Raw genomic sequence first — 23,527 nt, 5'->3', positions numbered from 1 at the left:
GCCCATGCTACTGCAGCTCCAAGTATAATATATTTCATAATTTTTTTATTTTATTTCGATTTTCTCAGGAAGTATACCTTTAGGGCGATATCTCATGATCAATAAAAGACCCATACCCATCATTAAATACCTAAAATATGGAACACTTTCAATTAAATGAATTTTCAGCGAATGCGTATCTGCTAAACCTGCTGTAAATAAATTAATTAAGAATAATGCTATTGGCGCTGCCTCAATCCATAAAAACCAAACGGCAAAGCCTCCTAAAATTGCACCAAAATTATTCCCACTACCTCCAACAATTACCATTACCCAAATAAGAAATGTATATCTCATTGGTCTATAACTACCTGGTGTAAACAAACCATCTTGAGTAACTAACATTGCACCAGCAATTCCAACAATTGCTGACCCTAAAATAAAAATTAATAAATGCTGCTTAACAACATTTTTACCCATAGCATTTGCTGCTTCTTCATTATCTCTTATTGCTCTCATCATTCTTCCCCATGGAGAGTAAAGAGCTTTTTGAGTAACTATTAAAAGAGCTATTACCACCATTAAAAACAATCCTGAATAACAAAGTTTTACAAATACTGATGATCCTTCAATAACTAATTGATTAAGAGCTGCTTGTTTATCAGATATACTTCCGATTAAATCTAATTTACCAGAGTTAAATTTTGCAACTAGATTTATAAACCATTCTTTTGTTTGAAGTTCAACCTCATAAGGCACTGGTCTATCTAATCCAATTACATTTTTAACACCTCTCGTTAACCAATCTTCGTGTTTAATGATAGCTATAACAATTTCAGAAATAAGTAGTGTTGCAATAGCCAAATAATCTGCACGTAACCCAAGCGCAACTTTTCCAACTACAAAAGCTAGACCTCCTGCAAAAAAAGCACCAACAATCCAAGAAAACATAATTGGCAACCCTAATCCACCAAGAAATCCTGTCGTTGCTGGATTAACACTTTCAATAGCTTCAATGCTTGGCTCTGATGTTATTCTTATAATAACAATTCCAGCAATAATAATTGCTGCAATACCATAAGTTCTAAACTTTGATTTTTTAAAATATTTTAATACAAATCGAATTGCAAATATCATCACCACTATTAACCACAAACACATTAGAATATTAAAGCCCCCAGCAACCCATGCTTCTTTTACTGGTTCAGCTGATATTAAAACTGCAGCCAATCCACCTAATGCCGCATAACCCATGAGACCAAAATTAATTAGTCCTGCATATCCCCATTGAATATTTGCACCCATGGTCATCACTGCAGAAATCAAACACATGTTAAAAATTGATAGAGCAACATTCCATGATTGAAATATTCCAACTAAGATAATTAAACCCATCATTATGGTATAGGCTGTAATTACATTTAAGTACTTTTTCACAATACTTTCCCTTTAAATATTCCATTAGGTCTATAAAGCAAAACAATTACCAATATAGAAAATGATACAGCAAATTTATAATCAGTAGATAATAATTGCACTAATGTTTCTGGCTCCATACTTTCTGGTAAAACATACATAAAGAATTTTTTATAAGCATAGGTGAGGAATATTTCTGAAAAAGCTATGACATAACCCCCTAAAAATGCTCCAAAAGGGTTTCCAATTCCTCCAACAATTGCAGCAGCAAAAATTGGTAGCATATTATTAAAGTAGGTAAATGGTTTAAAGCTTTTGTCTAAACCATATAAAGCTCCACCAATAGTTGCTAAAATACCTGCAATAATCCATGTAATCATAACTACTCTTTTTGGATCAATTCCAGATAATAAAGCAAGATCTTCATTGTCTGAATAAGCACGCATACTTTTTCCTGTTTTAGTCTTATTTAAAAACCAAAACAAAATGGAAACCAATACAAGTGTAACAAATATAGTTATGACCTGGCTGGATTTAATAGCTAAACCCTCATTCAGTCCTGTCATTTCTTTAAACTCACCTGCTTTAATAATAAATTTTTCTCCATCAAAAAACCTTCTATCTGATGGACCAATTATTATTCTAACTACTGCTTGTGTTACAAACATTACACCAATACTAACCATTGCAAGTTGAACTGGTGGGCTTTTTTGAACTCTATAGTACCTAAATACAAATTTATCTATAAAGAGCATATAACCAATCATAAAAATTATGGCAAAGGGGATGGCAAGGAGGGCTGTTGGTAAAACACCTAAGGAGATTCCTTTTGATTGAAAGTACCAGGTAATTAAAATAGTAACCATTGTACCAAAAGCCATCATGTCTCCAGTTGCAAAGTTTGCAAACCTTAAAATTCCATAAATTAAAGTTACAAATATCGCACCTAGTGCTAATTGAGAACCATAAGTAAGAGCTGGTACAAAAATGTAGTTTAATAATAATATAATTGCGTTTAAAAAATCCATATTATCCACCTAAAAAAGAGCTTCTTACTCTTGGGTCGATTAATAATTCTTTTCCTGTGCCTGAATATTTATTTTCACCAGTAACTAATACATATCCTCGATCAGAAATATTAAGTGCTTGCTTGGCATTTTGCTCAACCATTAAAATTGCAACATTAGTTCTTTTTACTTTAATTATATGATCAAATAATTCATCCATTACAATTGGAGAAACTCCAGCGGTTGGTTCGTCTAACATTAAAACAGATGGCTTTATCATTAATGCTCTACCAAGAGCTACTTGTTGTCTTTGACCACCTGATAATTCTCCAACTAACTGATTTCTTTTCTCTCTAAGTATAGGAAATAACTCATAAATTTCTTCTATAACGTTTTGATAATTATCATCTCTCAAATAAGCACCCATTTCTAAATTCTCTTCAACACTCATTCCAGAAAATACATTTTTTGTCTGCGGTACAAACGAGATACCTTCTCTTACTCTGTTTTGTGGCGAAAGTTTTGAAATATCTTTGCCATCAATTATAACTGATCCAGATTTCAAATCTAAAAGACCTAACATTGCTTTCATAGCAGTTGATTTACCTGCACCATTAGGTCCAAGAATCGATACTATCTCACCTCTATTAACATCAACTGAACAAGAATTAATTATATCAGGTCCATTACCATAACCACCTGTCATTTTTAAACCTTCAAAAAAAGCCATTAGTTTTCATCCTTTAGTTTTGATCCTCTACCTAAATAACTTTCGATAACTTTTTCATCCTTTTTGGCATCTTCAGCTGTTCCTTCAAATAAAACAGATCCCTCTGCCATAACAATGACAGGATCACACAATCTGCTTATAAATTCCATATCATGTTCGATCATACAAAAAGTATAACCCTCTTCCTTATTTAGCTTAAGAATTGCAGTACCCAAATCTTTTAGCAATGTTCTATTAACACCAGCTCCTACTTCATCAAGCAACACAAGTTTAGCATCAACCATCATGGTTCTTCCAAGTTCTAGTAATTTCTTTTGACCACCTGATAAGTTTCCAGCTAATTCATTTGATAAATGTGTAAGATTCAAAAAATTAACTACATCTTGAGCTTTTTGTTTTATGGCAAGTTCTTCAGTTCTAACTAAACTTGGTTTTAATAAAGCTGTTATTAAATTTTCACCAGATTGATTTGCTGGAACCATCATTAAATTTTCAAGCACAGAAAGATTAGTAAACTCATGCGCTATTTGAAATGTCCTTAAAATACCTTTTGAAAATAATTCATATGATGGAACATCAGTTACATCTTCATTATTAAATGATACTCTTCCTTGAGAAGATTTTAAATTTCCAGCTATTAAATTAAATAATGTAGTTTTGCCTGATCCGTTAGGTCCTATGATACCTGTAATAGAGCCCTTCTTAATTTTTAGTGAACAATCAGAAACTGCAGCTAATCCACCAAAATACTTAGATAGATTTTTAATTTGTAAGATATTCTGTTCTCGCTCCATAGAACTTTATTTATTTAATCTTCTATGTACATTGTTGAGTGTCTTTTCTAAAGATTTATAAAAACCAGCTTTTGTTAGTTCTTTAACTCCCTGTTCATTTAGTCCTTTGTGAGTTTGAGATTCTTTAACTAGATATTTCAAATCTTTTTTAGAATTTACAATTGCATCTTCTGATAAAGCTAAAAATAAAGAAGTTATATATTTTTGCGCATTATTTCGTTTAACTCCTTTTTTTACCAACCAATCAGTCATCACTCTTAATATTTCATAAAAAGGTGCCATCATTCCAGAAGTAGTCCAAAAGTTTTTTGAGGATTTTTCATTTTTAATTTCAACTGTCGTCCCAATTTTATTGAAAAATTCTTTAACTTTTTTATTAGGAGGGCAAATAGGTACAGGACCTTTTTTTAATGAAATTGGAGGCAGTGGTATTGCTCTTACTATTTTTGCTTTAACTTTAATTGCTCTTTTTAGTTGGGCCAAAGTTATAGTTGAAATAAAACTAATAATAGTGTGATTTGATTTAAACTTAAGATTTTTGAGAATTTTTTTTCCAACTGTTGGTGTAATCGACAAAAAAACCCAATTAGAATTATCTATTATTTGTTGATTATTTTTAGCAATAATAACTTTTTTAAATTTTTTTTTTAAATTTGCTGCAATTTTTTTATTTCTAGGAGATATAAAAATCTTAGTAAATGAAATTTTTGAACTACAAATTCCTATTATTACTGATGAGGCGATTTTACCTGTACCTATAAAACCTAATTTCATAAAAATTACTATATCAGTTAACTTTTATTTTTAGATAAAAAAAAAGCCCCTTAATAAAGGGGCTTTAAATTTTAATATTAAATTATTAATTAGAATGATTTTCCAATTGAGAATTTAATTGCTGTAGTATCTAGATCAGCATCAATTGTGTTTCCACCATCTGATTTTAATGTAAGATTTTCATACTCAGCCATATTTGCTTCTACTCTTCCAAACAAACCATTGTCTCTCTCAAAGTGGGCACCAATTCCAGCAACAATACCATTTACTGATGTGTTACCATATGATGAACCTGTATTTAATTTTTCATTAGTTTCAACATCCATTGAAATTACTCCAGCTTTTACAAAAAACGGAGTAGATCCCAAAGGCATTAATCCATAAACTGTTAGGTGTTTACTAACAACTGCAGATGCTTTGTTTCCATTAGCACTTTCGATGTCATCGTCAGCTCTACTTTTTGTTGCTACATCAGCTTCACCTGGAATGTAATCAAGACCAATTGTCATTCCACTTGAAAAAGTTTTTTCAGCGAACACGTGTCCAATAGTAGTGTTTGCAGAAGTAGTTGCAGTGTCACTTCCACCTTTTATAGTAGTTACTGTACCTGAACCATCTCTTAATCTTTCAGTACCTGAACCATTAACTTCAGTGTCTGAAATACCTAATCCAATTCTAAAGCCTTCAGAAATTCCTGCAGCCATAGAAGAAAACGAACTCATAGATGCTATCAACAATGAAGCAGCAATTATTTTAAATTTATTCATTTTTTAACCTTTATATTTAGTTTTAATTATATAATTAGAGCTATGTTTATTAAATTTAATTAAATTTACTACTATTTATTGTTATTAAATAAATTATATTCTGATTGTTGTATTATTATCACTAAATAAGTCTTTATAAACGTGCATTCTTAGAATGATCATTTAACAATTAAATATACAACCTTTGATTGATATATAATCCAGCTTATTTAGATTTCCTAAAAAAAGCTCCCCTGATTCTTAATAATTCTCTACTTAAATCCTTATTCTCTTTAAAAGGTTTTCTTCCATGCAGCCAAAAATAATTATTTGCGACAACTATTGACCCAGGACTTAGTTTGGTTATCACTTTATTCTTACTTTCCTCTAAACTATCAGATAATTTTTGTAAAAAAATTCCTTGTTGCATATTTTTAGGCTCAGGGAATTGATCAATGTAAGATATATGTGGCTTACTTTTATCATCAGTTGAAAAAATAGGATGTTCAATTTTATATCCTATATTTTTACTTTTAGGAGAGCCCCAAATAAAGTTTTGTCTACCAACAGGATCATTATATAAATCATCACAATGTTCCCAATCATCAAGATGAAGCATCGTCGTTTCTCCCCCTTCTACATTTTTTTCTTCAATTTTTGTCATTAATAGCCAATCTGTAATCTCTTTTACATAGGTGCCATCAGTGTGAAGATCCATATTTGTGTAAGCTTTTCTTAGGTATGAGTCACTTTTATCCTCATGTTTCACAAAAAATCTTGCATAATATTTACCAGCCATCGCATCATGATTTGGGTTACCTATTAAATATGCAATTGCTGTTGATAGTTTAACTAAAAAGGCATCATTAATTTTTGAACTAATATTTTTTGGTCCAATTATAAAACAGCCTGTGTCTCTATCTCTAACAATTAAATTCATTAGTTTGCTCAACTTATTATCTGTTAAATCATCTAAACTCTTTGCAAGAGTGAATCTTGTGAATGGTTTGTATTCTAGAGCAGTAATATCAAATTTATTAAATGGGAATATTAATTTCTCTAGTATCTTGTCATCAATTTTTATATTTATAATTCTTTTAGATTTTTCATGCTGTGATATTTCAAAATCATCTATTTTTTGCATAACTAATGTTAGTTAAACTTAATAGAAAAAGCAATTCTATAAATTTGAACTTAAAAGAGTTAATAACAGGGCAGATAAAACTGTTGGGTAAACAAAGTTTTTTTTTGAAATTAAAAATATAATTAAACAAACAAAAACTACAATAAATCTTATTAAATAATCAACTTCAGCTAATGCCCCAGCAGGAAAGATAATTATTCTTGCAAGTAATGCTGATAAAGTTGAATACGCTAGACAATTAAACCATTTAAAAATTTTTGAATTTTCTTTTACTTTTTTAGATGTAATGACACCAAGAAATCTTGAAAGATAGGTTGCTAAAGATGTTGCTAAAATTGCAAGTAGAACATTAATTGCCATTTAATATAATTCTCCTATAAAAAATGCTAGCGAACCAGCTGTAAAGCCACCAAACAATATGCACCATTCAGGTGATACAAAGTAAAATAAAATTCCAAACACAGAACCTAATATTACAGCTAAACTCATTTGAATAGTTTTCATTGCTGCAACCATTACACATATAAAGTAAACAGGGTTCACTATTGCCAAACCTATCATCATGTCTTTACTAAGATAATCTGCTATAAGAAAACCAAATACAGTAGCTAAAACTGCAACTGATAAGTTTGCTGCACCTACACCAATCCAATAATCTAAGCGATATTTTCTATCAACAGATTTATAATTTTCCTTCATTATCAACCATGCAGAAACTGCAATAAAGTGACAAGCTAAGTAGTATTTTAGTCTTGGTTGACTTTTATGAGTTAGTAATGGAAAAAGAGAAACAGTCATTGGGTAAAGTCTTGCATTAACCAACCAAACAGCCAAAAAAATATTTAATAAAGATGCTCCTACAATTAATGACTCAGCCATTATTAATGAACCAGGCAATGCATATGTTAAAGAAGTTGAAAGAATACTTTCTTGAATATTAAGACCAATACTTTTGAATAAAGCTCCAACAGCTACAAAACTTGCAAACAGTGCAATTGCAGGACTGTTTGCTGATTTAATGCAAAAAAAACCTTTTAAAAAATAATTAATATTAATCATTAGCCACCAAGAAAAAGTCTACCAACATCAGGGTTATTTAATAAATCATCCCCTTTGCCAGCAATAGCAGTTTGGCCTGAAACTAAAACATAACCAATATCTGCAAACTCTAATCCTTTTTTAGCATTTTGCTCTACTAAAATTATAGTTTTCTTTTCAGTTTGTTGAAGATCTCTTAAAATTTCAAATACCATATCAATATATCTGGGCTCTAAACCAATTGATGGCTCATCAACTAATAAAACTGATGGCTTCATAACTAATGCTCTAGAAATTTCTAATAATCTTCTTTCTCCACCTGATAAAACTTTTGCAGGCTGATTTCTTCTATTTCTTAATCTTTCATATTTTTCAAAAATTCTTTCAGCTTCTTGATAAGACTCATCAGTACTTTCTTTAATGTAGCCACCCATTAATAAATTCTCTTCTACTGTCATGTCTGGAAAAACAGAATTATCTTGTAGGATATAAGCTATCCCACATGATTTTAGTTTTTCAGCAGGTGATAAATTTGTTATTTCTTTTCCTTCAATTTCAATTTGACCTGAAAAAATATTTGTAAATCCATATATGGAGTGAAGAATTGTAGATTTTCCTGCACCATTTGGTCCAATTAAACATAAGGACTGAGCTTTATTTATAAATAAATCAAAGTTATGTAAAATTTCCATTTTTCCATAACCAGCATTTAAATTTTTAATTTTTAAATGATTTTCATTTGTAGATAATTTCTTTAAATCATCTGATGTAGGTGCTTTTCCTAATACTTCATATTGATTTGACATTATTGCGCTCCTAAATAAGCATCTATTACACGCTTATCATTTTTAATTTCGTCTGGAGACCCATTAGCTAGCATTTTGCCATGAGCCAAACAAAAAATATCTTCTGCTAATTGCATGATCACTTTCATGTTATGTTCAATAACCAAAAGAGTTATACCAAAGTCTTGATTTACTTTAATTAATCTATCTATAATTCCATTTATCAAAGTTGGATTAATTCCAGCTGTCGGTTCATCTAATAAGAGCATTTCCGGCTCATTCATTAAAGCCATTGCAAGCTCTAATAATTTTTGCTGACCAAAAGATAGATCTCCAGCTCTCAATTTTCTTTTTTGATAAAGACCAACAAAACTCAATAAATTTTCTGCTTTATCCGTTAAGTTTTTAGGAATTTTAGAAAATATTGTAATTAAACTTTCATCACTTCCTTTATGGCTAATTAGCATATTATCAATGCAATTTAACTTTCCATAAATTCTTGTTTGTTGAAATGTTCTTAACAAACCAAGTTTTGCTATAACTGGAACTGGTAACTCAGATACTTCTTTATTATTGAATTTTATAGATCCGCTGTCTACAGGATAAGTTCCAACAATAGAGTTGAATAAGGTTGTTTTGCCTGATCCATTTGGTCCAATTAAACCAACAATTTTTCCTTTTTCGACTGACATCGAAATATCAACATTTGCTTTTACACCTCCAAAAGATTTACTGACATTGTTTACTTCTAAGATGCTCATTTTAATTCCACCTGTGCTTTACGATCAGCTTCGTCTACAACTTCGCCAAACCTTTCTGGATATTTTTCTCTAAGCCATCCCATTAGTCCCTCAGGGAAGTAAATTACAATTACAACAATTAAAACTCCAAGAGCAACATACTGCCAGCCTAAGAAGTAAGTCCAGAAACCCTCTTTAAACAAATGAAACAAAGTGGCACCGATAACAGGTCCCCATAATGTTCCCTTACCACCAAGTATTGCCATTAAAACCATAAACACTCCCATTTCTCTTCCATCAAAAGCAACATCAGTTGAGTCAATATAACCAACTAATCCACCCATGATACCACCGGCTAACCCACAGAAAAATGCAGAAATCATCCATCCAATAATTTTATACTTCATTGTTTGAATTCCCATTGCTTCAGCTTTATCTTCATTATCTCTTATTGCATTAAGAACTAATCTAAATCGAGTTGAATAAACTGATTTTACAGTAATAAAAGTTAATACGAGTACTATAAAGCTTAAAAAATAAAAAAACTGTCCTCTCGACTCCAAGCTTCCTACATTTGGAAATGGAGGAGTTGTGAATCCTTGCCCTGCTCCAATAATTTCAATCCCACCTGAAATTTCACCAGCAGCTACACCTAAACCTAAGGTACAAATTGCAAAATAATGTCCTCTAAGTCCAAGAATCGCATAACCAATCAAACCAGCAACTATTGTTGGTATGATTGCTGCTAGTAGAAGACCAAATGCCATACCTTGGAAAAACTGAGTAGGTGAATGTACAAAAGTTTTTTCCCCACCACTTTCAGTCCATTCAGCTAATGGAAAAAACATACCAACTTGAGCAGAAGCACAAATATACATTCCAAGGCCATAAAAAAGAATATTTCCAAATGAGTTATAGCCCATTTCACCACCTTGAATATTCCAAGTTAGAGCTAGAACAATTAATATACAAAGAATTGATAGCTGAACCTTGAAAGCTGGTAGCATAAATGGTGCAAGTACACCAAAAATTAATAATGCTGAATATAAAATAATATTTTTATTCATTATTTTAAATACTCTCTTTTTTTAGATAATTTAAATCTTCTGTAAACTAAAATTAAAACTAACAATAAGAATACCGAGCCAATTCTAAATTCTGTTCCTAGAATATAATCAGCAAATTCTTCAAACACTCCTAAACCCATACCTGAAACAGCAACCCCTGGTAAATTTCCTAGACCCGCTATAATAACGATCATAAACGATCTAATTGTATAAGGTAATCCCATATATGGATGAATTGTAAATGTAATAGCAACTAATGAACCTGCTACACCACAAAGTGCTGCGTTAATTCCAAATGTAGCTGCATAAACTTTTTCCGTATCAACTCCTAAAATTTTAGCTGCTCTTGCGTTTTGAGCAGTAGCTCTAATTGCACGACCTAGTTTTGATTTTTTCATATAAATAACAAGCCCTATTGCAAAAATAATACTAATAAGCGCTGAAAACAATTTAGAATTTGGAAGTGTTACTGAGTTATTAAACAACATAGTTGTTCCAAATTCAGAGTTAGCAAGCACGACATCTGCACCAAATGCAAAGTTCATTAACTGCATGAAAAGTATACTAATTCCAAATGTTGCAAGTATTGAGATGAATAAATCTCTATCTACAACTTTATTTATCACTAATTTGTAAAGACCTACACCTACAAAATACATTATGGCTGGAGCAACTATTACTCCTAAAGCTGGATGTATACCTGAAAGGTACATAAAATAAGTAATGTAACCACCAAGAATTACTAAATCTCCTTGGGCAATATTAATAATATTCATTACTCCCCATTGAAGAGCCATTCCATAAGCAATAAGTGCAAACAAAATTCCGAGTAATATTCCGTCTAAAGATGCTTGCACCATTAATATCGGTACTTTAAATATAAGTAGATCCATAAATATTTGAAACTTTTTAAATAATTTTAAAACTTTTATTTAAAAATACCCCCTATTTCTAGGGAGCATTTTACATTTTAGATATTATCTTTTAGACCAAGAAGGAATTGGATGTATCAACTCGGCTGAAGCCCATTTAGTAGGAGCTACAACTTTATTTTCACATTTATCCCCATCACACATTACTTGGAATAACACCATTGGCTTATCAGTATTCTGTCCACCCTTTGCAAATTTTATGTTTCCATAAAAAGTTTGCATATCAGTGGCTGCAAGAGCATCTCTAACTTTTACTTTGTCAAAGGAATTTGCTCTTTCAAATGCGTCTTTAAATACCAATAAAGCAGCTGAAGATTCAGCAGCTTGATAAGGAGGTGCATAACCGAACTCTTTAGAAAAGTCAGCATCATAAGTCATACCATCCTTAAAGAAATTATCTTTGTAAGTAAGAGTTTTATGCCACTGAGATGCACATAATGCGTACTGTGAATTTTTACCATGTTGCTTTGATAATTTCGCAGCATCACAGTGTGTCATCGCAAGCATTGGTACATCAACTTTCATTTCAGCAATCTGTCTAACAGCTGTTAAAGCACCTTTAGTATGACCTGAAACCACAAGAACATCTGGTTTAACAGCTTTAACTTTTGCTAAAGTTGCCGCCATATCATTAAGTTCTTTCGGTAGCTTGTCATCTATTACTTTTTTAGATCCTGTTCTTTCGATTGCTTCCAAAACACCAAGTCTAACATCTTGAGAAAAGGCATCTTGTTCAAAAGCCATTGCAACTGTAACTGGCTTACCACCATTTTTTTCAACCGCTAAATCTATAGCTACATCAAGATATAAATTTGCCGGTGCAAGCACTGCAAACAGATATTTATAACCTTTTGTAAATAAAGATCTTGAAGCACCATTGGCTTCTACCATTGGAACTCCATATTTCTCTGTTACAGGGGCGATTGCTTTTGTTAAACCTGAACTATAAGGCCCAAGCATATATTCAACACCATCTTGTGAGATTAATCTTTCTGCAAGTTGAGCTGCTCTCTTAGGATTTGACTCATCATCATAGTAAATGATTTCAAACTTATAAGTTTTTCCACCAACTTTTATTCCACCCATGCTATTAATTCTATCTACAGCCATGTTGTAACCATTCTGAGTATGAACACCATTAGATGAGTATTTTCCAGTTAATGAAATAGCAGATCCTAAAATTATCTTGTCTCCAACAACTTTTGCAAAAGATGTTACAGATGTAGATAATAATAATGCTAGTGCAGAAACAAAAGTAATTATTATATTTCTTATTTTCATTTTTATTTCCTTTGTTAAATTTAAAAAATTATTTAACTCCTAAATCAAAAAACAAACAAGTATCTATTAAAAAATGCGACTTAATATTTTTGAATAAAAGCTATGATTAATGCGATTATTATTAATACGCACGCTGAAATTGTATTAATAGTTTTTGGATTTGCTTTTATCCACACAATTAATTTTCTAGCGAGTAATGCGTAAGCAACTAGAGATAAAAAATCTAATACAACATACGTCGTGATTAAAATAAAAAATTGAACAATATAATTTGAATTAAAGTCAATAAACTGTGGAAAGATTAATGGAAAGAACATCCAAGCCTTAGGACTTGTTCCTGCAACTAAAAAACCATCCTTAAAGAAAGAAAAAAAACTTTTTGATGAAATATTATTTGAATTTATATCTTTTGGTCTAGATTTATAAAGATCATAAGCAAGATAAAGTAAGTAAGCTATCCCAATCCACTTAAATATATTTAAAAAATTTGGATTATCGACAAAAAAAGATCCAAGAACAAAAATTACTAAAGTGGCTTGAATAAAATTTGCGGTAATGTCTCCAAGTGCTGTCCAAATACATTTTTGAACTCCATAATTCATTGAATAAGAAATGATAACAATTCTAGGTGTTCCAGGTGTGATAAATAAAAATAAAATTATTTGTAAAAAAAGGAAATAATTTATAGGAAACATTTTTGGATTTTTAGGATAGTCCAAAAAAACCGGGAGCTAAAGATGGCTAAGATGGACTATCTAAATTAGATCATATCACGACCTTAAATAAAATGCATTAATCATTTTTTTCAAATATAAAGGATTTATGAAAAAAAAAGGTCACACCCCCATTACTAGAGTTAAAAATCCTGAGCCGAACATCGATGACCCAGATTGGATAATTTGGGCAGCCTGGGCAGACCGGGTCACTTTTGAGGAGATCGAAAAAAAGACAGGAAAGACAGAATCTGAAGTTATCAAAATTATGAGAAGATCTATAAAGCCTATATCTTTCAGATTATGGAGAAAAAGAGTTAATCAAAAAAGTATAAAACACAGAAAAAAATTTGAGTATTCCAGAAAAGAAATTACTAGTAAAATTAAAAAGAATGATTATTTATAAGCTATGAAATCAGTTACCATTTATACAGGTCCACTTTGCAATTTTTGTGATGCAGCAAAAAGATTGCTAGCTAGAAACAATGTTGAATATAAAGAAATTAATATTGCAACAGTTGATGGTGCTATGGATGAAATGATTGCAAAAGCTAATGGTAAAAGAACTATTCCTCAAATTTTCTTTGATGATCAACACATGGGTGGTTACGATGATGTTAGAGCTTTAGAAAAAGAAAATAAACTTCAAGATCTTTTAAAATAAAACAAAGTAAATAACTAAAAAAATTAAGGTATATTCAAAAAAACTTTGAAAAATTGTTAATTGTTTTTTATTAAATCTTTTATTGATATATTTTTTTAATATATAAAAACCTAAATTGACTATCAAAACGCCAATTATAACACCAATAATTATAGATTTAATTGTAAAGTTTTTATAACCAAAATAACAAGCTGCAATTAAAGTAAACCAAGAAACTTTTGTAATAAATATTTTAAATACAAGCCCAGCTTTTTTACTGAACACTGATTGTGTTTTTATTATTGAATAAGACCAAACAATACCAATTAAAAAACTAATATATTTTATAATCATTTTTCTTTAAAGACTAAGCAAACACCATTATTACAATATCTTTTTCCTGTTGGGTTCGGTCCATCTTCAAAAATATGCCCATGGTGACCACCACATTTTTTGCAATGATACTCAACTCTTTCGTACCCTAATAAAGTATCTGTTTTAGTTTCAAATACATCTGGAAGTGATTTATAAAATGAAGGCCAGCCTGATCCACTTTCATATTTAGCAGATGAGTCAAATAATTTTTCACCACAATTAGTGCAGTGGTAACTACCTTGTCTCTTCTCATGATTTAGTTCACTAGTTCCTGGTGCTTCTGTACCATCTTCAAATAAAACTAATTTTTGTTCAGCAGTGAGATCTTTGTTAACTTTTTTTATCATAAACTTATTCTAATACTCTTAAGGGTTTACCAGCAACACATGCTTCTAAGCCTTCAATCATCTGTATATAAAACACACTATAATTTTCTGCTGTTACATAACCAATATGTGGCATTAATAGTGCATTTGGTAAAAATCTTAATTTATTTCCTTCTTGCAAAGGTTCTTTTTCATAGACATCAAGACCTGCACCAGCAATAACATTAGTTGACAATGCAATAATTAGATCATCTTCATTGATAATTGATCCTCTAGAAGTATTAATTAAAAAGGCAGTTTTTTTCATTGAGTCTAGTTCTTTTAACTTTATTAATTCTTTATATCTCTCACCTCCTTGAACATGAATTGATAAAAAATCAGAGTTTTGAAATAGATCTTCTTTACTAGACGGAAGAACACCTAATTCTTTACAGGTATCCAAGTTTAGATTTTCACTCCATGCCATAACTTCCATACCAAAAGCTTTACCAATTTTTGCAACTTGTGAACCAACTCTTCCAAGTCCTACTAACCCTAAAATTTTACCTTTAAGTTCAAAACCAATAGTTGATTGCCAATACCCTTGATACATATTGTCAATTTCTTCTTTAAAATTTCTAGCTAAACCTAAAATTAAACCCCAAGTTAATTCTGTTGTGCCTGCAAAATCTATTTCTGTTCCACATACCACAACTCTTCTTTTTTTGGCAGCAGCTAAGTCTATAGCTTTATTTCTTGAGCCACTTGTTATGATATATTTAAGATCATTTAAATTATCAATTAAATTTTTAGTAATAGGAGTTCTTTCTCTCATTATCAATAAAGCTTCAAATTCTGCCAATTGTTCTATGGCTTCTGCCTCATCCTCAAATGGCTCACTAAATATTTTAAATTCATATTTTCCTGATAATCTTTTTAAATCAACAAATTCATGAGATACATTTTGATAGTCATCTAAGATAGCAACTTTAAGCATTTTTAATCTTTCTATTTGATAAAAGAATCCCAGTTAAAATAAATATTGCGCCCAACATATGATAAAACATAAATTTTTCATTAAAAATAATCATTGCCATAATTGCACTTAATACAGGCATCATGTGTAAAAAAATGCCTGCTCTATTAGCTCCTATTAAAGAAACTCCCTTTATCCAAAAAATAAAAGAGATAAGACCTGGAAACAAAACTACATAAAATAAAATCATAAAAAAGTTTTGATTTGGCACAATTCTATAGCCCATTTGATATTCTATAAAATAAATTGGAATTAAAAAAATAAAGCCAAATGAAATTACTACTTCTAGTAATGTTAATTGTGATAGTTCATGTTTTTTCTTCTTTAATAATGCAGAGTAAGTAGCCCAAGATAACATTCCAAAAACCATTGTGATGTCTCCTTTATTGAAATCTAAATTCAATAAAATTCCTAGGTTGGCTTTAGTTATAATTAAAACTACTCCAATAAAAGAACATGCAACTCCTAATATTTGAAAAGTGTTAGTTTTTTCAATTTTTAAAATTGATGAAATGAATATGATCATCACTGGTATTGTTGATATCATTAATACTCCACTAATAACTTGTGTAAAATTTAATGAATAATAAACAATTGAATTAAATATAGTAACACTCGTTATACCAAGAACTATGTAATATTTATAATTTTCTAAAATATAATCTCTTTTGTTTAAAATTTCCTTAATTGTAAATGGTATCAAGATTAACCAAGCAAAAAACCATCTATAAAAGTTTAATGAAAAAGGTGGTATTTGATATTGACTAGCAAATTTACCAACTAGAAAATTTCCAGACCAAAACAAGGTTGCAAAAAATAAAAAAACATAAGCAATATTATTTTTATTTATCACTTAGTTAAACCTAAGAGAACTATACGGTTTTAAATCTAAGTTGGTATTCTCTTCAGCTATCATTCCTGAAATTATTTTCCCTGAAATTGGTCCTAATGTCCATCCTAAATGATGATGACCAAAACAATAAAAGATATTTTTATACTTTTTTGAAGGTCCTATAACAGGTAAATAATCTGGCAGTGTTGGTCTAAAACCTAACCACTCATCTGCATGTTCAGGTAAATCACCCATCATATATTTTGCATTATTAATTAAATTTTTAACTCTTGCTTTGGATAACGGGTTGTCTAGACCACCAAATTCAACTGTACCTACCACTCTAAGCCCTTGTTCCATGGGTGTGATTCCAAACCCTCTATTTTGAAAAATTACAGGTCTACTCAAAAGATGATCACAATCTTTGAAATGAACATGATAACCTCTCTCAGTATCAAGAGGTATTTTTTCATCTAGATTATCTGTTAGTTTTTTTGAAAACGACCCACAAGCAATCACTATCTTATCAAAAAGGAAGCTTTGAGTTTCAGATTTTATGACTGGTTTATCATTATCAAAATTAATATCTTTAACGTTCAATTTTAAAAAATTACCTCCCTTTTTTAAAAAAAGATCATAAAGTTTTAAAAGAATTTTTTTTGGGTTTCTGGCATGTCTTCCATATTGATAGTAGACACCTCCATGATAGATAGGTTTTATATTGGGTTCTAGATCGTGAATTTCCTTTGGAGTTACTACTTGTTGATCAACACCTAATTTATTTCTAACATCGATCTCTAACTCTCTACTCTTTAAACTTTGTTCATTCCAGATATATAAAATACCTTTCTTTTCAACTAATCCTCCAAGTTCTACCTCATCAAATAATTCATCATATGCAGGAAGTGCAAGATCTAAAATTTGATGCATATTTTGAGCAGTATGCATCATTTTTTTTGTAGTGCAGTTTTTTATAAATTGTAAAAACCAAGGTATCATTTTTGGAACGTAGTTCCACTTCAAGGCAAGCGGGCCTGTTGAACTTAATAGCATCGCTGGCACATCTGTTAAAATATCAGGTCTATTTATTGGAACAGATGCATAAGGAGAAAAGTGACCTGCGTTACCATAAGATGCAGCAGGACTGCCTGGTTCACTTCTGTCAAAAATTGTTACTAAAAACCCTTTTTTTTGTAAAAATAATGCGTTCGAGATACCCTGAATACCAGCTCCAATGATTCCAATTTTTAATTTCATTTTTATATTATCTATATAATTTTTTAAGTTAAAATATTCTCGCGACAAATTCGACAAGTAAACTATAAAAATATTTAAGCTATTAGCTGCTTATGGTTAATTTTTGCACTCATAACAATCGCAAATCCAATCATTGTTGCTAACATTGATGATCCTCCATATGACATTATTGGTAATGGTGAGCCAACAATTGGCAACAAACCTAAAACCATCGACATATTTACTGTTACATAGAAAAATATTGCAGATCCATAACCATAACAAAAAAGTTTAGCAAAATAACTTCTTGAGATTGTTCCAATTCTCAACACTCTATAAATAATAATTATATAAATCAGTAATAAACCTAGTGACCCTATAAAACCATGTTCTTCAGCAAATAATGTAAAGATGAAATCAGTATGCTTCTCTGGTAAAAACTCTAAATAACTCTGAGTTCCCTTTAAAAAACCCTTGCCATTTAAACCACCTGACCCAACAGCTATTTTGGATTGAATAATCTGATACCCTGCCCCCAAAGGGTCTCTATCAGGATTAAGAAATGTTAAAATTCTTAATTTTTGATAGGGTTTTAAAAAAGCAATTACAAAGGGCATTGAAATCACCAAAGTAATAAATGAGTAAACAAAATATTTAACATTTATTCCTGCAAGCCATATTACTACTAACCCACTTAATGCAATTAAAATTGAAGTGCCTAAATCAGGTTGAGAAACAACCAACATAATTGGTAAAATTAAAATTGCTACACCAATAAGCATAGACTGAAAACTATTAACTTTATTAACTTGTATTCGGTGATAAAATTTTGCAAGACAAACTATTATCGCAATCTTCATTAGTTCTGAGGGTTGCAAATTTATGAAGTATAAATTAATCCACCTTTGGGAACCTGAAGCTTTAACACCATATAAAGATGCCCAAATTAAGAGTAGCAAGACAATAATATAAAATAAATAAGAAAAAAAATACCAAAACCTTATGTTAATTAAAGAAATAAACAACATCATTATAAAAAAAATTAAAAATTTTAATGCATGACTTTTGCTATGAAATAAAATTTCACCTCCATCGGTTGAATACATGGACAAAGTACTAATAAATCCAAGCAATAAAATACAAGATAGCAAAATATAATCGAAATTTCGTATCTTCTGAAAAAAAGTTAACTGTGAATTAAATGAACGATTTTTCATTTATATTTTTATACTTTTTTTGTTTCTAGCTTTCTCTCTGAGTTCATGTCTATCTATAACTAATTTAAAGAGTTTTTTTGCCATTGGTGCAGCAGCTGAACTACCAGACCCACCATGTTCTATTACAATACTTAATGCATACCTTGGATTTTTATATGGTCCAAAAGCTATATATAATGCATGATCTCTTTCATCGTAGGGAATTTCGAATGTTTTTAAATCAAGCTCCCTATCTTTTTCTGTAATTCTTTTGACTTGAGATGTGCCTGTCTTTCCAGCAAATTGATACTTTGGATCTTCAATTCTTGAAGAATAAGATGTTCCCCTGGGTTCATTAGTTGAAGCAAACATTGCCTCACGAACTAGTTTTATATTTTTAATATTTTTAAATAAAGGCTCATGTATTTTTTTATTTATAAAATCCAAAAGTTTTGTTGCATCTTCTAGCCCATTATTTTCAGATTCCAGTTTTTTACGGTTATCATTCATTATGACTCTAATGTCTTCTGCTGTGTTGCTGTTTTCGTCTACTACTATTTTTGGATAAATTCTAAATCCACCATTTGCAAGTTGAGCTGTCATTTTGCATAATTGAAGTGGTGTAGTTTGAGTATAACCCTGTCCAATACCTGTAATTAATGTTTCACCTATAACCCAACCTTTTCCTAAATTATTTTTTTTCCACTTAGTGTCAGGAATTAACCCTTTTTTTTCGTTCATAAATGTTTTATTTAAAACCTTTTCACCAAGACCAAACTTTAGAGAAGTTTCTTTTAAACGATCTACACCAAGTTTTCTCGCTATTTCATAAAAATAGGTATCACAAGACTGCTTCATTGCTTTTTTTAAATTCACTACACCATGGCCTTTTTTTTTCCAGCAATGGTAAGTTTGACCATACATTTCAGTTTTTCCTGTACAATTAACTTTAAAGTTTTGGTCAACAATTCCATTTTCTAAAGCAGATAGAGCTACCATAGGTTTAAATGTTGAGCCTGGCGAATATAAACCAGATAAAGTTTTATTAATAAGAGGTTTTAGTGGATTGTTTCTGATTAGCTGCCAATCATCTTGATTTATTCCAAAAAGAAATAAATTGGGATTAAATGAGGGAGATGATTGCATGGCTATAATCTCACCTGTATAAACATCCATTACACTTATTGAGCCAGCCTTATCTTTTAAAAGATCATTGCATAATTTTTGCACCTCTGTGTCTAATGTGAGTCGAATTGTTTTGCCCTTTAATCCTTCTGTGTGGTCAAGTTGACTAATTCTTTTTCCATATGCATTAACCTCATACCTTTGAATACCATTTGTACCAAGCAATTCACTTTCAAAAGTTTTTTCTAATCCAGTTTTTCCAACTTTTAGACCTGGTACATGTTTACTTTGTATCGTTTCATTATTCAAAATATCTTTTTCACTAGCTTCACTCACATAACCCAAAACATGAGTATAATTTTCATCAAATGGATAATCACGTGAAACTGATAAAACTGGTTTTGCTCCAACTAGATCATGTAAGAAATAATTTACTTTTGTAAATTGTTCCCAAGTTAAATTTTTAGATATAATTAGAGTTTCCCAAGCTTTTTGTGAATTTTTTTTTCTTATTATTTTTTTAAATTCACTATTACTAATAGTTAATATTTCTTTTAGTCTCATCATTAAGTATTTAAAATCTTCTACTTCTTCGGGAATAACGTGCAATTGATATACTTTTAAATTTCCTGCTATAACATTTTCAAAATAATCTAAAAATTCACCACGAACAGGAGGCAGTCTCCATTCACGTAGTCGATTTTTGTCAGATAAAGTTAGATATTTTTTATTTTCTGTAATTTGTAATGAAAATAATCTTGCTACAATTCCAGTAAAAACAATTATTTTTGCTGCACCTATTATGAACATTCTTCTATTAATGGTCTGAAGCTTTTCTCCACCAAAATAACTACCCTGCATTACGATACCTTCCAAAAAACTTTTCTATAAAATCAAAAAAATATCTAAAAATAATATAAAATAAAAAAGTAAATGAAATATTTACAATCTTGTCTATATAATTGATTTCATAATCAAAAATAAAGACTAAACAAATATAAGATAACGAATTTAAAACTAAAATAGTAATAAGAAAAAAAATCCAATCTTTTACTAAATTAGGTCTTAATGTTATATTTCTTAAATAAGATGCAAAACCACACAGTAATAAAAAAAGTAAGCTACTAATTCCCATTGGTAATCCAGCAATTACATCATTAAACAATCCAGCCATAAAAAGATATATATAACCCAGCCCCTCTCTTCTTTTTAAAGTATAACAAAAAATGAGGATGTAACTAAAATTAAAAGAAAAATACTTTAACCCTAAATTATTAAAATCAAAATCATTAATCACAGATATAAAAAGTAAAATTATTGGAAAATTATTATACAAAACAACTGTTAAATTACTTTTTGTTATATTGGCCATCTAATTTTTTCCTTTTCTAAAAACACAAGCTTCATACTCAGGTGTACCAACCTTATAAAGTTTGTTGAATATAGTTTTTCTACATTTATGACCAAATAGTAAGTTTAATTCTAGAAACTCTATGTTTCTTTTTTTTTCTTTATTTTCTATAACTTTTTCTTTTGTAATAGAAAGTTCATTTTGTAAATTGAAAACTTTATTTTTTAATAAGCCATTTTCTTCTTGAATTTTAAATCTTACTTCCTCTTCAATTTTTTTTTGTTCTAGCAATATTCTTATATTTTCTTGTTGCCTATTAGCTTCTGCAATTTGATCATCCATTTGCTTTAAATTTTCTTTAGATGAAAGATCTAATGCTGTTCTTACCTTAGAAAAAGATACCACTTTTACGTATTTAAGTTGTGTAAAGTTTTTATAAAGATCAACTCTTAAATCACTTACTGGTAATACAGCATCTTTTTTAAGAATTTTACCAATAAGTATACCGCTCTTAAATAGTCCACCTGCCCCTGAAGTAGTCACTATCATTTCTTTCTCATTATCTTTAAGATTTATATCTTTAATATACTGCAGCTTAGCATCCTGTTTTCCATCTCCAGACATAATTGCTTGCACTTCACCAGGTGACACGCTTACTGGAATTTTAGAATTAATGTCAGAAAGTAATAAAACTCTCGATGTAAAAAAATTTACTTCTACTACCTTGCCGACTAGATATTCTTCATCAAGAACTGCCATTCCTAATTTAATATTATTTTTACTACCTTTATTAAGAACTACTGATCTCAAAAAAGGACTGCCTTTATCAATTAATACTTTTGCAAATATCTCATTATCCTTAATAAAATAGTCATCGACTAATTGTTTATATTTAATATTTTCAAGTATTAAGATTTGATTAGACAGATCTGCAGTCTCAAATTCTCCTAATTTAAATTTTATTTTTTGATAGTCATCATAAAAATTATAATGACTAGTAATGCTATTAAGGCTATTTTGTATAAGTTTTTCTGGGCCAGATACTATAAATGATGATCTATATACTATTTCCTTAATCGAAATTTTTACCCAATCTACAACTTTAAAATTGAAACTTCCTAAAACTAAAAATATTATAGAAAAGAGTATTAATCCAAGTAATGAAAACCTTTGCTGTGTTCCTTTTTTTAAAAAAGCAGATCTTATTGCAATTACAAAATCATCTCTGCTTGTTTCCATCTTTTTTAATATTCAGATAGCATAGTAGAGAAAGTCTCTTCTTGATCTAATGCTTTTCCCGTGCCTATTGCAACACATGCCAAAGGATCATCTGCAACATGCACTGGTAGTCCCGTTTCTTTAGAAAATCTTTTGTCAATATTCTTAAGTAATGCTCCACCACCAGTAAGAGTTAAGCCCATATCAACTAGATCCGCAGATAATTCAGGAGGTGTATTTTCTAATGCATCTTTTATGCCATTCACCATTTCTTTTAAAATAACATTTAACGCTTCAGCTGTATCTTCTTCAGTAATATTGACTTCTTTAGGAGTGCCAGATCTTAGGTCTCTGCCTTTTACCGCGTAAGTGTTATTATTTGATGGAATAGCTGTACCAATTTGTTTTTTAATTTTTTCAGCAGTACTATCACCAATCATAAGATTATATTCTTTCCTCATGTAATTAATCATAGCGGTATCCATTGCATCACCAGCTACTCTCAATGATTTAGAGTATACAAGACCACCTAGAGACATAACTGCAATTTCAGTTGTACCTCCACCAATGTCTACAACCATTGAACCTGTTGCTTCTGAAATTGGAAGACCAGCACCAATTGCCGCTGCTATAGGTTCTTCAATTAATTGTACTCTTCTTGCACCAGCTGCGAGTGCACTATCTTGAATTGCTTTTCTTTCAACTGGTGTTGACCCTGTAGGAACACAAATTAAAATTCTAGGATTTGCAAATGTACTATTCTTATGTACTTTTTTTATAAAATGTTTGATCATTTCTTCTGTAACAATAAAGTCTGCAATAACACCATCCCTTAATGGTCTGATAGCACTAATGTTACCTGGCGTTCTTCCAAGCATTGTTTTTGCTTCATCACCAACAGCTAAAACTGTTTTTTTCCCCATATTCTCAGCTATTGCAACTACAGACGGCTCATTAAGTACCACACCTTTTCCCTTTAATACAACAAGTGTGTTAGCTGTTCCTAGGTCAATTGCCATATCTTGACTCCATACATTTGTTAGACTTTTAAACCAATTAGTCAT

The 23,527-nt window shown here is 30.4% G+C and carries 27 protein-coding genes; 2 read left to right on the top strand and 25 right to left on the bottom strand.

Annotation, left to right across the window (positions count from 1 at the left end; all coding sequences use genetic code 11):
- Nucleotides 1-45 precede the first annotated feature (45 nt).
- The 15 genes from VP91_RS03970 to VP91_RS03900 all read right to left on the bottom strand — a co-directional run bounded on the left by VP91_RS03970 (nucleotide 46) and on the right by VP91_RS03900 (nucleotide 13,128).
- Nucleotides 46-1,377 carry a branched-chain amino acid ABC transporter permease gene (locus VP91_RS03970; RefSeq protein WP_169036168.1) on the bottom strand — a complete coding sequence of 444 codons (1,332 nt, stop codon included), beginning with the start codon at nucleotides 1,375-1,377 and terminating at the stop codon, nucleotides 46-48.
- A gap of 35 nt (nucleotides 1,378-1,412) precedes the next feature.
- Entirely contained in the window at nucleotides 1,413-2,423 is a 1,011-nt protein-coding gene (locus tag VP91_RS03965; RefSeq protein ID WP_169036135.1) for a branched-chain amino acid ABC transporter permease, read from the bottom strand.
- Nucleotide 2,424: 1 nt separating this feature from the next.
- Nucleotides 2,425-3,132: an ABC transporter ATP-binding protein gene (locus VP91_RS03960; protein ID WP_169036134.1), complete on the bottom strand. Its 708-nt coding sequence runs from the start codon at nucleotides 3,130-3,132 to the stop codon at nucleotides 2,425-2,427.
- Nucleotides 3,132-3,926 (bottom strand): ABC transporter ATP-binding protein, encoded by a 795-nt coding sequence (locus tag VP91_RS03955; RefSeq protein ID WP_169036133.1) that lies wholly within the window; start codon nucleotides 3,924-3,926, stop codon nucleotides 3,132-3,134. The genes VP91_RS03960 and VP91_RS03955 overlap by 1 nt, the downstream gene beginning before the upstream one ends.
- Before the next feature lie 6 nt (nucleotides 3,927-3,932).
- Complete coding sequence (locus VP91_RS03950; protein WP_169036132.1) at nucleotides 3,933-4,700, bottom strand: pyrroline-5-carboxylate reductase; 768 nt, start codon at nucleotides 4,698-4,700, stop codon at nucleotides 3,933-3,935.
- 89 nt (nucleotides 4,701-4,789) lie between these two features.
- Nucleotides 4,790-5,467: an outer membrane beta-barrel protein gene (locus VP91_RS03945; RefSeq protein WP_169036131.1), complete on the bottom strand. Its 678-nt coding sequence runs from the start codon at nucleotides 5,465-5,467 to the stop codon at nucleotides 4,790-4,792.
- A gap of 205 nt (nucleotides 5,468-5,672) precedes the next feature.
- Complete coding sequence (glaH, locus tag VP91_RS03940) at nucleotides 5,673-6,590, bottom strand: glutarate dioxygenase GlaH (protein WP_169036130.1); 918 nt, start codon at nucleotides 6,588-6,590, stop codon at nucleotides 5,673-5,675.
- A 36-nt stretch (nucleotides 6,591-6,626) separates the two neighbouring features.
- The gene (locus VP91_RS03935) at nucleotides 6,627-6,950 is read right to left on the bottom strand and encodes an AzlD domain-containing protein (protein WP_169036129.1); all 324 of its coding nucleotides are present in this window, start codon (nucleotides 6,948-6,950) and stop codon (nucleotides 6,627-6,629) included.
- Nucleotides 6,951-7,649, bottom strand: coding sequence for an AzlC family ABC transporter permease (locus VP91_RS03930; RefSeq protein ID WP_169036128.1), 699 nt, complete (start codon nucleotides 7,647-7,649; stop codon nucleotides 6,951-6,953).
- Nucleotides 7,649-8,434: an ABC transporter ATP-binding protein gene (locus VP91_RS03925; protein WP_169036127.1), complete on the bottom strand. Its 786-nt coding sequence runs from the start codon at nucleotides 8,432-8,434 to the stop codon at nucleotides 7,649-7,651. Before VP91_RS03925 ends, VP91_RS03930 begins: the two co-directional genes overlap by 1 nt.
- Nucleotides 8,434-9,174, bottom strand: coding sequence for an ABC transporter ATP-binding protein (locus VP91_RS03920; RefSeq protein ID WP_169036126.1), 741 nt, complete (start codon nucleotides 9,172-9,174; stop codon nucleotides 8,434-8,436). Before VP91_RS03920 ends, VP91_RS03925 begins: the two co-directional genes overlap by 1 nt.
- Complete coding sequence (locus tag VP91_RS03915) at nucleotides 9,171-10,220, bottom strand: branched-chain amino acid ABC transporter permease (protein ID WP_169036125.1); 1,050 nt, start codon at nucleotides 10,218-10,220, stop codon at nucleotides 9,171-9,173. Before VP91_RS03915 ends, VP91_RS03920 begins: the two co-directional genes overlap by 4 nt.
- Nucleotides 10,220-11,113: a branched-chain amino acid ABC transporter permease gene (locus VP91_RS03910; RefSeq protein WP_169036124.1), complete on the bottom strand. Its 894-nt coding sequence runs from the start codon at nucleotides 11,111-11,113 to the stop codon at nucleotides 10,220-10,222. The genes VP91_RS03915 and VP91_RS03910 overlap by 1 nt, the downstream gene beginning before the upstream one ends.
- Nucleotides 11,114-11,197: 84 nt before the next feature.
- Nucleotides 11,198-12,433, bottom strand: coding sequence for an amino acid ABC transporter substrate-binding protein (locus tag VP91_RS03905; protein ID WP_169036123.1), 1,236 nt, complete (start codon nucleotides 12,431-12,433; stop codon nucleotides 11,198-11,200).
- Between the two features lie 80 nt (nucleotides 12,434-12,513).
- Complete coding sequence (locus VP91_RS03900; protein ID WP_169036122.1) at nucleotides 12,514-13,128, bottom strand: LysE family translocator; 615 nt, start codon at nucleotides 13,126-13,128, stop codon at nucleotides 12,514-12,516.
- 127 nt (nucleotides 13,129-13,255) lie between these two features.
- Between VP91_RS03900 and VP91_RS03895 the strand changes: the two genes are divergently transcribed.
- Both VP91_RS03895 and grxC read left to right on the top strand, forming a co-directional pair.
- Complete coding sequence (locus VP91_RS03895; RefSeq protein ID WP_169036121.1) at nucleotides 13,256-13,552, top strand: TIGR03643 family protein; 297 nt, start codon at nucleotides 13,256-13,258, stop codon at nucleotides 13,550-13,552.
- 3 nt (nucleotides 13,553-13,555) lie between these two features.
- Nucleotides 13,556-13,810, top strand: a complete 255-nt coding sequence (grxC, locus tag VP91_RS03890) for a glutaredoxin 3 (protein WP_169036120.1) — start codon at nucleotides 13,556-13,558, stop codon at nucleotides 13,808-13,810.
- On the opposite strand, the gene VP91_RS03885 is transcribed toward grxC, so the two are convergent.
- The 10 genes from VP91_RS03885 to VP91_RS03840 form a co-directional block, all read right to left on the bottom strand.
- Nucleotides 13,802-14,143: a hypothetical protein gene (locus VP91_RS03885; RefSeq protein WP_169036119.1), complete on the bottom strand. Its 342-nt coding sequence runs from the start codon at nucleotides 14,141-14,143 to the stop codon at nucleotides 13,802-13,804. The two genes, grxC and VP91_RS03885, sit on opposite strands and share 9 nt — an antisense overlap.
- Nucleotides 14,140-14,511 (bottom strand): peptide-methionine (R)-S-oxide reductase MsrB, encoded by a 372-nt coding sequence (gene msrB, locus VP91_RS03880; RefSeq protein ID WP_169036118.1) that lies wholly within the window; start codon nucleotides 14,509-14,511, stop codon nucleotides 14,140-14,142. Before msrB ends, VP91_RS03885 begins: the two co-directional genes overlap by 4 nt.
- Before the next feature lie 4 nt (nucleotides 14,512-14,515).
- Entirely contained in the window at nucleotides 14,516-15,466 is a 951-nt protein-coding gene (locus VP91_RS03875; RefSeq protein WP_169036117.1) for a D-2-hydroxyacid dehydrogenase family protein, read from the bottom strand.
- The gene (locus VP91_RS06990) at nucleotides 15,459-16,358 is read right to left on the bottom strand and encodes an EamA family transporter (RefSeq protein ID WP_169036116.1); all 900 of its coding nucleotides are present in this window, start codon (nucleotides 16,356-16,358) and stop codon (nucleotides 15,459-15,461) included. Before VP91_RS06990 ends, VP91_RS03875 begins: the two co-directional genes overlap by 8 nt.
- A complete protein-coding gene (locus VP91_RS03865; protein ID WP_169036167.1) occupies nucleotides 16,359-17,600 on the bottom strand; it encodes an FAD-dependent oxidoreductase in 1,242 nt (413 codons plus the stop codon).
- 68 nt (nucleotides 17,601-17,668) lie between these two features.
- A complete protein-coding gene (rodA, locus tag VP91_RS03860) occupies nucleotides 17,669-18,790 on the bottom strand; it encodes a rod shape-determining protein RodA (RefSeq protein WP_169036115.1) in 1,122 nt (373 codons plus the stop codon).
- A complete protein-coding gene (gene mrdA / locus VP91_RS03855; protein ID WP_169036114.1) occupies nucleotides 18,791-20,755 on the bottom strand; it encodes a penicillin-binding protein 2 in 1,965 nt (654 codons plus the stop codon).
- Nucleotides 20,745-21,266 (bottom strand): rod shape-determining protein MreD, encoded by a 522-nt coding sequence (locus VP91_RS03850; RefSeq protein WP_169036113.1) that lies wholly within the window; start codon nucleotides 21,264-21,266, stop codon nucleotides 20,745-20,747. Before VP91_RS03850 ends, mrdA begins: the two co-directional genes overlap by 11 nt.
- Entirely contained in the window at nucleotides 21,267-22,484 is a 1,218-nt protein-coding gene (gene mreC / locus VP91_RS03845; protein WP_169036112.1) for a rod shape-determining protein MreC, read from the bottom strand.
- Between the two features lie 5 nt (nucleotides 22,485-22,489).
- A complete protein-coding gene (locus VP91_RS03840; RefSeq protein WP_169036111.1) occupies nucleotides 22,490-23,527 on the bottom strand; it encodes a rod shape-determining protein in 1,038 nt (345 codons plus the stop codon).

Source organism: Candidatus Pelagibacter communis (assembly GCF_012932795.1).
GTDB lineage: Bacteria > Pseudomonadota > Alphaproteobacteria > Pelagibacterales > Pelagibacteraceae > Pelagibacter > Pelagibacter ubique_S.
The sequence above is the reverse complement of the archived record's forward strand: the minus strand, read 5'-3'. Positions and strand labels throughout refer to the sequence as shown.

Excerpts from the sequence above, each read along its gene's own strand:
- VP91_RS03955 (WP_169036133.1), bottom strand. The coding sequence starts at position 3,926 with ATGGAGCGAGAACAGAATATCTTACAAATTAAAAATCTATCTAAGTAT.
- VP91_RS03920 (WP_169036126.1), bottom strand. The coding sequence starts at position 9,174 with ATGAGCATCTTAGAAGTAAACAATGTCAGTAAATCTTTTGGAGGTGTA.
- grxC (WP_169036120.1), top strand. The coding sequence starts at position 13,556 with ATGAAATCAGTTACCATTTATACAGGTCCACTTTGCAATTTTTGTGAT.
- VP91_RS03885 (WP_169036119.1), bottom strand. The coding sequence starts at position 14,143 with ATGATTATAAAATATATTAGTTTTTTAATTGGTATTGTTTGGTCTTAT.
- VP91_RS03970 (WP_169036168.1), bottom strand. The coding sequence starts at position 1,377 with ATGATGGGTTTAATTATCTTAGTTGGAATATTTCAATCATGGAATGTT.
- glaH (WP_169036130.1), bottom strand. The coding sequence starts at position 6,590 with ATGCAAAAAATAGATGATTTTGAAATATCACAGCATGAAAAATCTAAA.
- mrdA (WP_169036114.1), bottom strand. The coding sequence starts at position 20,755 with ATGCAGGGTAGTTATTTTGGTGGAGAAAAGCTTCAGACCATTAATAGA.
- msrB (WP_169036118.1), bottom strand. The coding sequence starts at position 14,511 with ATGATAAAAAAAGTTAACAAAGATCTCACTGCTGAACAAAAATTAGTT.
- VP91_RS03905 (WP_169036123.1), bottom strand. The coding sequence starts at position 12,433 with ATGAAAATAAGAAATATAATAATTACTTTTGTTTCTGCACTAGCATTA.
- VP91_RS03910 (WP_169036124.1), bottom strand. The coding sequence starts at position 11,113 with ATGGATCTACTTATATTTAAAGTACCGATATTAATGGTGCAAGCATCT.
- VP91_RS03840 (WP_169036111.1), bottom strand. The coding sequence starts at position 23,527 with ATGACTAATTGGTTTAAAAGTCTAACAAATGTATGGAGTCAAGATATG.
- VP91_RS03950 (WP_169036132.1), bottom strand. The coding sequence starts at position 4,700 with ATGAAATTAGGTTTTATAGGTACAGGTAAAATCGCCTCATCAGTAATA.
- VP91_RS03925 (WP_169036127.1), bottom strand. The coding sequence starts at position 8,434 with ATGTCAAATCAATATGAAGTATTAGGAAAAGCACCTACATCAGATGAT.
- mreC (WP_169036112.1), bottom strand. The coding sequence starts at position 22,484 with ATGGAAACAAGCAGAGATGATTTTGTAATTGCAATAAGATCTGCTTTT.
- VP91_RS03930 (WP_169036128.1), bottom strand. The coding sequence starts at position 7,649 with ATGATTAATATTAATTATTTTTTAAAAGGTTTTTTTTGCATTAAATCA.
- VP91_RS03960 (WP_169036134.1), bottom strand. The coding sequence starts at position 3,132 with ATGGCTTTTTTTGAAGGTTTAAAAATGACAGGTGGTTATGGTAATGGA.
- VP91_RS03875 (WP_169036117.1), bottom strand. The coding sequence starts at position 15,466 with ATGCTTAAAGTTGCTATCTTAGATGACTATCAAAATGTATCTCATGAA.
- VP91_RS03935 (WP_169036129.1), bottom strand. The coding sequence starts at position 6,950 with ATGGCAATTAATGTTCTACTTGCAATTTTAGCAACATCTTTAGCAACC.
- VP91_RS03850 (WP_169036113.1), bottom strand. The coding sequence starts at position 21,266 with ATGGCCAATATAACAAAAAGTAATTTAACAGTTGTTTTGTATAATAAT.
- VP91_RS03895 (WP_169036121.1), top strand. The coding sequence starts at position 13,256 with ATGAAAAAAAAAGGTCACACCCCCATTACTAGAGTTAAAAATCCTGAG.
- VP91_RS03900 (WP_169036122.1), bottom strand. The coding sequence starts at position 13,128 with ATGTTTCCTATAAATTATTTCCTTTTTTTACAAATAATTTTATTTTTA.
- VP91_RS03945 (WP_169036131.1), bottom strand. The coding sequence starts at position 5,467 with ATGAATAAATTTAAAATAATTGCTGCTTCATTGTTGATAGCATCTATG.
- rodA (WP_169036115.1), bottom strand. The coding sequence starts at position 18,790 with ATGAAAAATCGTTCATTTAATTCACAGTTAACTTTTTTTCAGAAGATA.
- VP91_RS03915 (WP_169036125.1), bottom strand. The coding sequence starts at position 10,220 with ATGAATAAAAATATTATTTTATATTCAGCATTATTAATTTTTGGTGTA.
- VP91_RS03965 (WP_169036135.1), bottom strand. The coding sequence starts at position 2,423 with ATGGATTTTTTAAACGCAATTATATTATTATTAAACTACATTTTTGTA.